Source organism: Massilibacteroides sp., from assembly GCF_028705895.1.
Lineage (GTDB): Bacteria > Bacteroidota > Bacteroidia > Bacteroidales > Tannerellaceae > Massilibacteroides.
This window is the reverse complement of record NZ_JAQWCQ010000051.1, coordinates 1-12,207: the sequence shown is the minus strand read 5'-3', so window position 1 is coordinate 12,207 and position 12,207 is coordinate 1. Positions and strand designations below refer to the sequence as shown.

The window sequence follows — 12,207 nt, the reverse complement described above, 5'->3', positions numbered from 1 at the left end:
TATTAAACTTCGGTTTTTCTATCTTTTTTGTTTTTTAAACCTGATAATATAATAACAATCTCACCTTTCGGTTCGTTCAGAGTGAAATGGGTAATAACTTCATCCAGCGTTCCTCGTATTGTCTCTTCATGCATTTTTGAGATTTCACGGGAAACGGAAACGACTCTGTCATCTCCCATATGTTCTTTAAACTGGGTCAATGTTTTTACCAAGCGGAAAGGCGATTCATAGAAAATAATGGTTCTTGATTCTGTGGCTAATTCCTGCAGACGCGTTTGTCGCCCTTTCTTTTGCGGTAAAAACCCCTCGAAACAAAATTTCTCATTCGGTAATCCCGACACAACAAGAGCCGGAACAAATGCGGTGGCACCAGGTAGACATTCTACATCTACCCCAATACGCACACATTCACGCACAAGCATAAAGCCCGGATCAGAGATTGCCGGTGTGCCTGCATCAGAAACGAGGGCAATGTTTTCCCCTCCTTTTATGCGTTGAGCAATCTGTTCAACCGACTTATGTTCGTTGAATTTATGATGCGACTGCATCCGGTTCTGAATCTCAAAATGCTTAAGTAAGAAACCGGTAGTACGCGTGTCTTCAGCCAATATTAAATCGGCTTCTTTCAAGACACGGATTGCCCGTAAGGTCATATCTTCTAAATTTCCGACCGGTGTCGGTACTACCGTCAGTTTAGCCATCTTTGTCGTGTTAAATAAATCGTTTTTCTAAACGGGCGATGAAATCAGCCACGATCTTATTCTCAAAGTCCCAACCTAATTCAACCTTTATATAATCAAGAGAGTCTTTTAATGAATGTAATTCATTCAGATCATTAATCGCTTTTGTCATTTTCTCGTCGCTTCCGCCAAAGAGTTCTTTTTTGAAGAAAAAGCGATCATTCAAACTAAATGACTTTCTGAAATCGGTTAGATTCTTCTTTTCCAGAATTTCTTTCAATGACAATGAATGTTTCTCTTCCGGCTTGATTATAGAAACTTTTGGCTTTTCCTCAGGAACAATAACTACCTCTTCTTTAATTGGAGGGGTAGGAGTAGGTTCCGGAAGCGGGGGGATTTGAACTGTCAGCTCTTTTTCCTTCTCCTTATTTGCGATTGTGAGTTCCCTTACTTTCTGTTCTTCTTCCTTCACCCGGGCGCGTATTTCTTCAATACAAGAACGTTGTTCTTTGAATTGTATCTCCAGATCTTCAAGCCGTTTTTGTTCAATCCCATACGCTTTTTGAGAAATCAATTGCGTTAACTCAAAAGATTGCCTGAAGAAAGATGCCGGAATAATTTCCGAGTCACGAAGTTCTGAAACAAGTTGTTCCAACTCGCGAATAGATCCCAAAAGATTATCGACCTTTTCCCTGTTTGTCATATCAACATCAAATTATATCACAAAATTAGACCTTTCTTTAATATTAAACGCTTTCAGAAAGAAAAAAGTACGCAAATGAAAGTTTTTGTGCTAAACTGACCTTCGTTTTTGGAAAAATATATATTAAAAGGCAAAAATTAATACCTTCGCATGAAGATTTGGATTAAAAATGGATTATACATCTCTCGAATATAAGAAACTCGATCATATTGCAACACTTGCTGTTGATGTCGGAACCTTCTTGCTGGCTTGCGGTGCGCATTGCGGACGTATCAGCCGAAACTTGAACCGGATAGTGAATACCTGGGGAGTAAATATACATATGAATATTTCTTATACCGGGGTTTTAGTGACAGCTTGCTATGATGAATATCCCGAAATGCCGGTTACTATCTACAAACGTTCACCGGTACATGGCGTAAACTTTACCGCGATTAATGAAATCAGTCAATTGTCCTGGTTGGTGGAAACCGAAAAAATATCGGTAGATGAAACGATTGCATTATTTATGCAGATTAAGAATAAAAGAGCGTATCCTAAAAGTGTGTTGTTAGTAGGGATTGGGATCTCTTGTGCTTGTCTTTGCATAGTAGCCGGTGGTGACTGGCGGGATGCAATAGTTGCATTTGTTGCTTCTATTGCGGGAATGTTGGTAAGATTAGAAATTGTCCGGCATAATTATAATCTGATGATCTCGTTTACTGCAGCCGCTTTTGTCACCTCTTTGATTACGGCACTGAATGTGATTGGTGTTTTTCAGCCTCTTTGGGGAGAAAGTCTGGCGCCTGACCGTGCTTTGGCTACAGCTGTACTCTATCTTGTACCTGGCGTACCGCTTACAAACTGTATTATCGACCTGATTGAAGGATATATCCCGTCGGCTATTGCGCGCGGCGTATTTGGTGCGTTCATATTACTTTGTATAGCAGCAGGTATGTCGATGAGTATTATATTATTCGGAATAGAAAAATTTTAAGAGCATGTTACCTGAAGGATTGATATTAGCAACATTATTCGATATTTTGATGGGAGGATTAATTGCGATGGGCTGGGGAATCCTTTTCAATACTCCTCGTCAGGTGCTTTATGTCGCTGCGTTGTTAGGAGGATTAGGACATAGTATTCGTTACCTTTTACTGGAAGCAGCTGGTGCTCCTTTGGTTCTGGCTACATTAGCCGGAACTGTCTTTATTGGTTTTATCGGTATTGCATTTGCCCGTAAAGTAGATACACCACCTGTCGTATTTACTATGCCTGCCTGTATTACAATGATTCCCGGACTATATGCTTACCACACCATGTTAGGATTTATCAAGATGGCCGGATCCGATATAACCGTACATGATCCAGCTTTGGTATCTCAGACGGCTCAGTATTTTGTAATCACGATCTCTTTACTCTTTACACTTTCCATCGGAATTACGATTGGCTCCTTGCTTTTCCGTAAGAAAACAGCCCGAGAAATACGGTTGAATCTGCTAAACTGGCCTTTTTTCAAAAATAAGTAAGGTAAATGATGTGAATTCATTGTTTTTGTGCTTTTTATCACAAAATGTCTGTCCGGATTAAATCTTAAATTGTATTTTTGTTTCACCCTTACATTTGGGTGGTTTGCTTTTATCACTAATATCAAATTTAAAGAAATATAAATGAAAAAGATTTTTTACGCATTCCTTAGTATCTTACTGTTTGTTTCAGGAGGTAGATTAACCGCCCAAACGTATAATTCCCAAGATTTATCTAAACTGAAAACCTTTATGGAAGAGCCCTCAGGAGGGAAGAGAAATATAGATATGCTGTGGGCTGGCGCTCCCGCGGCTCTTGATGTGGATGGTGCTAATTGGGTGTTGGACATAGCGACTTATGTAAAATGGAATGGAGATCGTTTGTCTCGTATTGAAGCAAAGAAAAAAGGACTTAGTGGTAAGTTAGATTTGTCTGGTTGTGCTGGTTTGTCCTGTGTTTATTTAGGAGACAATAGCCTGACTGAAGTTGACTTTAAGGGATGTACTAACTTGGAGTACGTTTATTTATGTATAAATCAAATCACTTCGATAAATATTCAAGACTGTTATAATTTAAAAGAGTTTATGGCTAGCAGCAGTCAATATACGACTTTGGATATATCAAACAGAAAGAAATTATTCAATCTGCACATACCTAACAACAAACAGTTGACTTCTTTAAAAGTTGAAGGTTGTTCTGCGTTGAAATTGTTAAATTTCACAAAAGGGAGTGTTCGTGATCTTGATCTTACAGGATGTGGTAATCTTACTAAATTAGAATGTTATGGAAACCAAATCACAGCTCTTGATTTGAGCAAAACGCCTGTCATTACGACGTTAGAGATTTCAGGAACCGATGCTTTGGGTACATATACGAATCCACTTACATCTCTTAATGTCAGCGGTTGTCAACGGCTTCCGTCTTATGATTTTAGTTCATTTGCAGATTTAAAAGAGTTGGATATCTCAAATTGTGGATTGTCTTCTTTTGATTTCAATAAATACAAAAAGCTGATTACAATAAATGCGGGAGGACAACAATTAGCGATCGGTGAGCAAATCGCTCAGGAGGCTACTCTCAAAGTGGAGGTGTTAAAACTAAAAGATATTCGTGTAACGCCATCGGATAATGGAGTCTTTTCCGAAGGGTTTGTAATTTGGGAAAAACTTCCAGCTGGAAATGATACCTATAGTTATGATTTTACTACACCATTGCCTGAAGGTGTTTCCGGAACACCATTTGGTGGAACTGTATCCATACCGTGGTATAATAGTACTGCCGTAGCTAATGAAGAGATAGAAATAAGTTCACATACACTTTTTTCATCTGAGGGTAAATTATATATCCAAACAGTTTCGCCACAAACTGTTCGTATAATTACTCTTACTGGACAAATTGCAAAACAATTAGCATCAGTATCCAAAGCGTCAGTAAATCTTCCCAAAGGAATTTATATTGTGCAATTTGGAGATAATACAGTGAAAAAAGTAATAGTCCGATAAAAAACAGTTATTTATAAATCTTCTTTGTTGCTAAAGAAAGTCCCAATGTCTTAAAAATATTGGGACTTTCTTTATGGATGAATAGGGGTTTCTCTTTGTTTTTCTGTCTTAGAAGAAACTAACTATAATTTTAATCAGTAGATGAAGAAGATATTCCTACCCCTTTTGTTGTTGTCTTTTGTTGTTTTTTCTTCTGTGAAAGCGCAAACGAGCAATGATCAGAAGAAGTTTACATTGAGTGGCTATATTGTTGATGATGTGTCGGGCGAGACATTGATCGGTGCGAATGTTATTTGCCCTGAAGTGCAGACTGGAGCATCAACGAATGCGTATGGCTTTTTTAGCTTCACTCTTGCAGCGGGTGAGGTCGTCTTGAAGTTCTCGTATATTGGCTACAAGACTGTAGAGAAGACTATTCAGTTGGACAGGAATAGAGAACTGAATATCCGGCTTGAGCCACAGATGCAACTTGATGAAGTTGTAGTACTCGGTGAACGGTCTGAGACAGGTATCAATGCCGTTCAAATGGGAGCGATTGATGTGCCGTTGGAAATTATAAAAAGTACACCTGCTCTTTTCGGGGAGGCAGATGTAATGAAGGCTGTACAGATGTTACCCGGTGTGCAGAGTGGCACAGAAGGAATGTCCGGAATCCACGTTCGTGGAGGCGGACCGGATGAAAATTTGATTCTCTTAGACGGTGTACCGCTCTATAACGTTGATCATATGTTCGGCTTTTTCTCCGTATTCACTCCGGAAGCTGTAAAGAAAGTCAGTCTTTATAAAGGTAGTTTTCCTGCTCGCTTCGGAGGTCGTTTATCTTCGGTAATCGATGTGAGAACAAATGACGGAGATATGAAAAACTATCATGGAATGCTTGGTATTGGGTTAGTATCAAGTAAATTTCAGTTTGAAGGTCCGATCAAAGAAGACCAGACTTCGTTCAATATTTCAGGCAGACGCTCTTATCTTGATCTTTTGGCAAAGCCTTTTATGCCGGAAGACGAGAGTTTTTCTTATTTCTTCTATGACTTCAATGCCAAGATTAATCATCGTTTCAATGACAGAAGTCGCCTCTTCTTGAGTTTCTATAATGGAAGAGACCAGATGGATTCGGAATTTAAGGATAATAGTGATACCTATATTTCAGAAGATAAAACCGTTTTGAAATGGGGGAATCTGAGTTCTGCTTTACGATGGAACTATCAACTTAATTCCAAAATATTCAGTAATACGACATTGGCTTATACAAGATACCGGTTTCTGGCGAATTCGATAACGAAAGACAAATATACACCGCAAAATCTGGAGAATAACTACGATTCAGAGTACAAATCCGGGATCAATGACCTGGCAGCTAATTTTGACTTCGACTATCATCCTTCGCCCGCACATCAGGTAAAATTCGGAACAGGTTATTTATATCACCAGTTTAATCCTGAAGTGGAAACATCACGGATTTATAATAATGAAGATGGTGATGTGGTTGATACCACGTATCAAAGTGTCGGGAATTCCCGCCTGCATGCTCATGAATTATCTGTTTATGCAGAAGATAATATTAAGTTGAATGATAAACTTAGTATTAATCTTGGGCTTCATGCTTCGGCATTCAACGTGCAAGGGAAAACCTACGCTTCTTTACAACCTCGACTCTCTGCTAAATATCAGGTAAATAATGATTGGTCTTTTAAAACAGCCTACACACAGATGAGCCAGTATATTCATTTGTTGTCGAGTTATACGATCACGATGCCGACCGACCTTTGGGTGCCGGCGACTAAAGATATTAAGCCGATGCATGCCCATCAATATTCAGTGGGTGGGTATTATACCGGCATAAAAGGATGGGAATTCTCAGCTGAAGCATATTATAAGGATATGAATAATATACTGGAGTATAAGGATGGTGCTTCATTTATGGGTAATTCACATAATTGGGAACAGAAAGTAGAGATGGGGAAAGGGCGCTCTTATGGGGTGGAATTGATGGCGCAAAAAACTATCGGGAAAACGACTGGCTGGATTGCCTATACATTAGCTAAAAGTGAACGTAAGTTTGACAAAGGCGGGATAAATAATGGTGAATGGTTTCCCTATAGATATGACAGACGCCATCATGTAAATCTAACCCTTAGTCATAAATTTTCTGATAAAATAGACGTAGGTGCATACTGGGAGTTTTATACCGGAGGAACTACTACGTTGGCCGAAGAGAAAACAGTGATAATTCGCCCTGAAAATAATTCGTCCTTTTATTGGCGTGATATTTCTGAAAGTGAATATATCCAGAAACGGAATAATTACCGGATGCCATCGAGTCATCGCTTGAATGTGGGAATAAATTTCCACAAAAAAACAAAGCATGGAATGGGAACCTGGAGTCTTAGCGTTTATAATATTTACAATGCGATGAATCCTACATTCTTATATAAAGATACTGAGTATGACGAAAGTGTCTCACCTGCTAAAACAAAAACGGTTTTGAAGAAGGTGACTATATTGCCTTTTATCCCATCTGTTTCATACACCTATAAATTCTAAAAGAATGAAAACTATAAAATCAATATATCTACTGTTTACTATCCTTTTCTCGCTCTTGTTCTTCTCCTGCGAGAACACAATTCCGTTTAAAACAAACGATGTCCCTCAGAAATTAATAGTTAATGCGTTGATAAACTCAAATAAGGCCGAGAACTCAATCTATCTTCATTTGACGGGAGTTAACAATGTTTCTTTTGTTCGAGACGGGGTAATCAAAATCTATTTGAACGGAACATTGAAGGAGACAATTCGTGTTGAAGAAATGAAAGATGAATGGGGTGCGGATGTGGAACAATATGTGTCTCGTCTTCTCTATTCGCCAGGAGATGCGGTACGCATGGAGGTCGAAACTGAAGATGGGAAATACCAGGCGTATGCTGAGTTGACCGTTCCTGCACCCGTAGCAATAGAAAAAATAGATACGATGACATTCCGGACAAACGGACAAAATAATATGGATCACATACGCTTAAAAACAACGTTTACCGATGTTCCGGAGAGTAAAGATTTTTATCGCATTTTGGTGGATCGATATCAAACATTTTATGGCGTGTCGAGGATAACGGGTAATGATACGTCTTTTGTTATTACGTCACCGGCTTCGTTGATTATTCATGAAGATGTCGTGTTGACCGAAGGGCGTCCAGGTACGATAAACGAGAATGATGACTTGTTTATGACACAGAATGAAAATCTCTATACAATTTTTGATGATACACGTCTGAACGGAACTTATTCAATGATCACAACGTTATCCCTTTATTCTTACTATTATTTCTATGACGGGGATATAAAGATTGAGCGGATGGATATGGACGTCAATGTGCGTTTGATTAGTCTGACTGAAGCAGAGTATTATTATTTGCGAGCCTTAAATATTTATGATTCTGACAACTATGATGATGTGTTTAGTCCACCGATTCTGTTCCCGACGAATGTGAATGGAGGTACAGGGATTGTTGGCGTTAGTTCAGAAAGTGCTTATAAGGTTAATATCCGAAAAGATATGATAATAGATAATGAGTATCCTTTCGCCCATTGGTGAAATAATAATTTGTATATAAGTGAAACGAATTTATGTCTTGCTGTTTAGTAAATCACTATTTTTATGTATGTTTGCCTATATGAATAAATATCATCTTTAACTATAACACAAGAACATAACTACAATAACATGACTTTAAAATTTATTACCGCTGAAGAAGCTGCATCATTTATTAACCATGACGATACAGTCGGTTTTAGCGGGTTTACTGCTGCCGGTTGTCCGAAAGTGGTTCCCGCAGCAATTGCTAAGAGAGCAGATGAAGAACACAAAAAGGGTAATCCTTTTAAAATCGGAGTATGTACGGGTGCTTCGACAGGAGATAAGATAGATGGTGAATTATCTCGTGTAAATGCAATTAAATTCCGTACGCCTTACCAATCCAATAAGGATATGAGGGCTGCGCTTAATGCGCATGATGCTCAGTATTTTGACATGCACTTATCTGAACTTGCTCAAGATTTACGATATGGTTTTCTGGGTAAGATCAATACTGTGATTATTGAAGCTGCAGATGTTACTGAAGATGGAGAAATAATTCTGACTTCCGGAGTAGGTATTGCTCCTACAATTTGTCGTCTTGCAGATAAGATCATTATTGAACTAAATGCGTTTCATCCGAAAGAAATTCGCGGAATGCATGATATATACGAACCCGCTGATCCTCCCTATCGTCGTGAAATACCTATTTATACTCCTTCTGATAGAATCGGGAAGCCCTATGTGAAGGTAGATCCTAAGAAAATTGTCGGAATAGTTGAAACAAATTTACCAAATGAAGGTGGGGCATTTTCACCGTTGGACGATACGACTATGGCGATTGGTCAGAATGTGGCTAATTTCCTTGTTGAGGAAATCAAAAGCGGACGTTTGCCGAAGGAATTCGTTCCTTTACAAAGTGGGGTAGGAAACGTTGCTAATGCTGTGTTGGGCTGTATGGGTGAAAATCCGGATATCCCTGCATTTAATGTTTACACCGAAGTAATTCAGGATGCTGTGATTTCGTTGATGAGAAGCGGGCGGGTGAAATTTGCCAGCGGGTGTTCTCTGACTGTGAGTCCGGAGGCAATGAAGGAGATCTATTCAGATTTGCCTTTCTTTAAAGATAAGATATTACTTCGGCCGCAAGAGATCTCAAACAATCCGGAGGTTGCCCGCCGTTTAGGTTTGGTCGCCATTAATACAGCGCTGGAAGCTGATATCTTTGGAAATGTAAATTCGACACACGTTTCCGGAACGCGTATGATGAATGGTATCGGTGGGTCGGGTGATTTTACCCGCTCAGGTATGCTCTCAATCTTTACAACTCCATCTACCGCGAAGGACGGAAAGATCAGTGCTTTTGTACCTATGGTCTCACATATGGATCATAGCGAACATTCTGTTAAGGTTATTATTACAGAATACGGAGTGGCCGACTTAAGAGGTAAATCTCCGGTACAACGTGCTCGTTGTATAATAGAAAATTGTGTACATCCGGATTATAAAGCCCTGTTGACAGAATATCTTGAGATGGGAATTAAAGGCCATACTCCACAAAATCTGAACTGCTGTTTTGCCTTCCATCAGGAATTGGCAAAGAGTGGCGATATGCGGAATGTGGATTGGACGCAGTACAACAAATGATATGATAAAATAAAAAAAGGGGCGAGAGCCCCTTTTTTATTACTTCGCATTTTTGACATATTCTTCTAACCAGGCATCGGTTTCGTATAAAAGATGTAATATGTTCTCTTTTGCAGCGTAACCGTGACTTTCGTAGGGTAAAATGACGTAACGTGTGGTTGCCCCATGCCCTTTTAAAGCCTGATAATAGCGTTCTGACTGAATTGGAAATGTGCCGCTGTTATTGTCCATCTCTCCGTGAATAAGTAATAAGGCTCCATTTAATTTATCTGCGTGCATGAATGGAGACATCGTATTATATACATCCGGAGCTTCCCAATACGTACGAGTCTCGTTTTGAAAACCAAATGGGGTTAATGTACGGTTATATGCCCCGCTTCTTGCTATACCTGCTTTGAATAGTTTGGTATGCGCTAAAAGATTCGCAGTCATGAATGCACCGTATGAATGTCCGCCGACTGCAATACGATCAGGATCGCCTACTCCCATGTCGGTAATCACCTTTACAGCAGCTTCCGCATTCATCGTGAGTTGTTCGATGAAATTGTCATTGGGCTCAGTATCTTGCGATGTTCCTACAATCGGCATTTCCACACTTTCCATTACACAATAACCACGGAGTACCCAAAAGACGGGTGAACCATAGCCTATATTTGTAAAGGTATATTGCGAACCTCTGATCTGAGTCGCGTCTGAAGCCGATCTGAACTCGCGAGGATATGCCCACATCAAGACAGGTAGCCGGCCATCTTTTTCTTTGTCATACCCGGCAGGTAAATAAACCGTAGCTGTGAGATCGACACCATCTGCTCGTTTATAGAATATCTTCTCCTTCGTTACATTAGCCATAGAGGGATATGGATTAAGAAAATGCGTCAACTGAGTTGATTTCTTTCGTTTCAGATCCCGGAAGAAGAAGTTGGCCGGTTCTGTAACCGATTGCCGAGACGTGATTACTTGTAGCTTTACAGGATCGATAATCTCCACAACGGATTCATAATACGGTGCTTGCGAACGCCACAGAATCGTGTTCTTTTTATTCTTTAATGAGAAACGACTAATATAAGGCATATCACCCTCAGGAGAAGCCCCCGGAGAAAGCATCAACAACTCATCCTTCGCCTTATTTGTATAAACGATGTATTTCCCAGCTTCATTTTTTACCATATGAGGATTGCCCGGTTGATTGTAACGATCATCAACAGAGAGGTCGAATAACAATTGAGGTGTTTTTCCGGATGCCGGTTTGATCAGCCAGGTTTTTGTGCGGTTAGCAGCCCGCGTATATTCATACAACAAGGCGAATGAATCATCATGCCAGAGGATAGAACGAAACCGTTTTTCTGTTTTCGTTACTTCTTCTTTTTCTCCCGTAAACGGATAAGCCCATTGGTACACAATATCCATATATTCTACTTTGTTTTCACGTGGATTCCCTTTATCCTGAGCTTCCACCCAATAAATTGTTGCCGGTTTGTCAGCACGCCAGCCGTATGAACGAGGATAAGGAGATGTAACGTCATAGCCTGAAGGTAACGTCAAGATCGGCGTTTTGGCAAGTTCTTTTACTATTTTCCCGTTCAAATCAGCAATATAAGTCCGTCTTGGAAAATTGTACATCGGAACCTGATATGAATAAGGACGTTCCGTCGTTGAAATTAATAAAAGAGATTTATCGGGAGACAAGGAAATTATACCTCCATAAATAGCCGGATTACCTATCTCTGTTATAACATTGTCTGAAATACGTACAAGTTGTGAGGTAAAATAATAATCAAATAAATCTTCATCATACGGATTCTTCAATAAGTCCTGATACGTACGTACAGGGGTTGCTTTTCCTTTATTCTCTTGAATGATCGGTCCGGAAGGAACTTTAGGAGTTGCAGGGACATCACCAATAGAAGAAGGAATGACTAATGTTAGAAAATCATTATCATTTATCCATAGGATTGTAGCTCCCGTTGTAGCATTTATTTTCCGATCGGTTACTCTGATTGCAACCGGATCGTTTACATTAAAACTGTAGAGATAAACCCCGTCCTCTTCTTCTACCCATAATAGAACCTTACTTTCAGAAGGGGAAAAAGAAGAGGTGATGACAACCGCCTCTTCGGGTAATCCCGTAACCTTCTTTTCTTCCTGAGTCCGGATGTTCATCAATGATACTCCGGTATATTCAGCTCCCCGGCTTTCGTTGAATGTTTTTGGGTTTATTCGCGTTCCTGCAATCTTCAATTCCGGTTGTGCCAGTTTTGCTAATGAACGATAAGGCGAACGTTCCAGAAACAAAGCCCATTGTCCTTTATCACTGATGCGAGTAATAGGCGATAGTTTGGCCAAAGCAACTTCCTCTATTTCATGAGGTGGGCGTTGATATTCTGTTTCCTGAGCAACACTTGAAAAAGAAAGACTACATAGTAGAATTATCAAATAAATAGTCAATGCAGATTTCATATTAATAGGATTTATTGTTTTCATAACAAATATAAGAAACGGAATTGTAGTATTCCCTTTTTTTAATATATTATGTGAATAAATATTTCTTTTTCTTATTTTCGCACCACGAATAGAAAATGATAACCTAAACCTTAACAAATG

The 12,207-nt window shown here is 39.5% G+C and carries 9 protein-coding genes; 6 read left to right on the top strand and 3 right to left on the bottom strand.

The window, feature by feature from the left end; genetic code table 11:
* Positions 1-2: 2 nt before the first annotated feature.
* Both rsmI and PHT93_RS11995 read right to left on the bottom strand, forming a co-directional pair.
* Positions 3-701: a 16S rRNA (cytidine(1402)-2'-O)-methyltransferase gene (gene rsmI / locus PHT93_RS12000; RefSeq protein ID WP_300243260.1), complete on the bottom strand. Its 699-nt coding sequence runs from the start codon at positions 699-701 to the stop codon at positions 3-5.
* 10 nt (positions 702-711) lie between these two features.
* Entirely contained in the window at positions 712-1,383 is a 672-nt protein-coding gene (locus tag PHT93_RS11995; protein ID WP_300243258.1) for a hypothetical protein, read from the bottom strand.
* A gap of 169 nt (positions 1,384-1,552) precedes the next feature.
* Here PHT93_RS11995 and PHT93_RS11990 point away from each other — a divergent pair, with 169 nt between their 5' ends.
* The 6 genes from PHT93_RS11990 to PHT93_RS11965 all read left to right on the top strand — a co-directional run bounded on the left by PHT93_RS11990 (position 1,553) and on the right by PHT93_RS11965 (position 9,606).
* Entirely contained in the window at positions 1,553-2,359 is an 807-nt protein-coding gene (locus PHT93_RS11990; protein ID WP_300243256.1) for a threonine/serine exporter family protein, read from the top strand.
* Between the two features lie 4 nt (positions 2,360-2,363).
* Positions 2,364-2,891: a threonine/serine exporter family protein gene (locus PHT93_RS11985; RefSeq protein ID WP_300243253.1), complete on the top strand. Its 528-nt coding sequence runs from the start codon at positions 2,364-2,366 to the stop codon at positions 2,889-2,891.
* Between the two features lie 141 nt (positions 2,892-3,032).
* Complete coding sequence (locus PHT93_RS11980) at positions 3,033-4,391, top strand: DUF6383 domain-containing protein (RefSeq protein ID WP_300243250.1); 1,359 nt, start codon at positions 3,033-3,035, stop codon at positions 4,389-4,391.
* A gap of 141 nt (positions 4,392-4,532) precedes the next feature.
* Positions 4,533-6,935 (top strand): TonB-dependent receptor, encoded by a 2,403-nt coding sequence (locus tag PHT93_RS11975; protein WP_300243247.1) that lies wholly within the window; start codon positions 4,533-4,535, stop codon positions 6,933-6,935.
* Positions 6,936-6,939: 4 nt separating this feature from the next.
* The gene (locus PHT93_RS11970; RefSeq protein ID WP_300243244.1) at positions 6,940-7,980 is read left to right on the top strand and encodes a DUF4249 domain-containing protein; all 1,041 of its coding nucleotides are present in this window, start codon (positions 6,940-6,942) and stop codon (positions 7,978-7,980) included.
* A gap of 129 nt (positions 7,981-8,109) precedes the next feature.
* On the top strand, positions 8,110-9,606 hold the full coding sequence (locus PHT93_RS11965; RefSeq protein ID WP_300243241.1) for an acetyl-CoA hydrolase/transferase family protein: 1,497 nt from the start codon (positions 8,110-8,112) through the stop codon (positions 9,604-9,606).
* 39 nt (positions 9,607-9,645) lie between these two features.
* Here PHT93_RS11965 and PHT93_RS11960 read toward each other — a convergent pair whose 3' ends face one another.
* Complete coding sequence (locus PHT93_RS11960) at positions 9,646-12,063, bottom strand: prolyl oligopeptidase family serine peptidase (protein ID WP_300243238.1); 2,418 nt, start codon at positions 12,061-12,063, stop codon at positions 9,646-9,648.
* Positions 12,064-12,207: the final 144 nt, after the last annotated feature.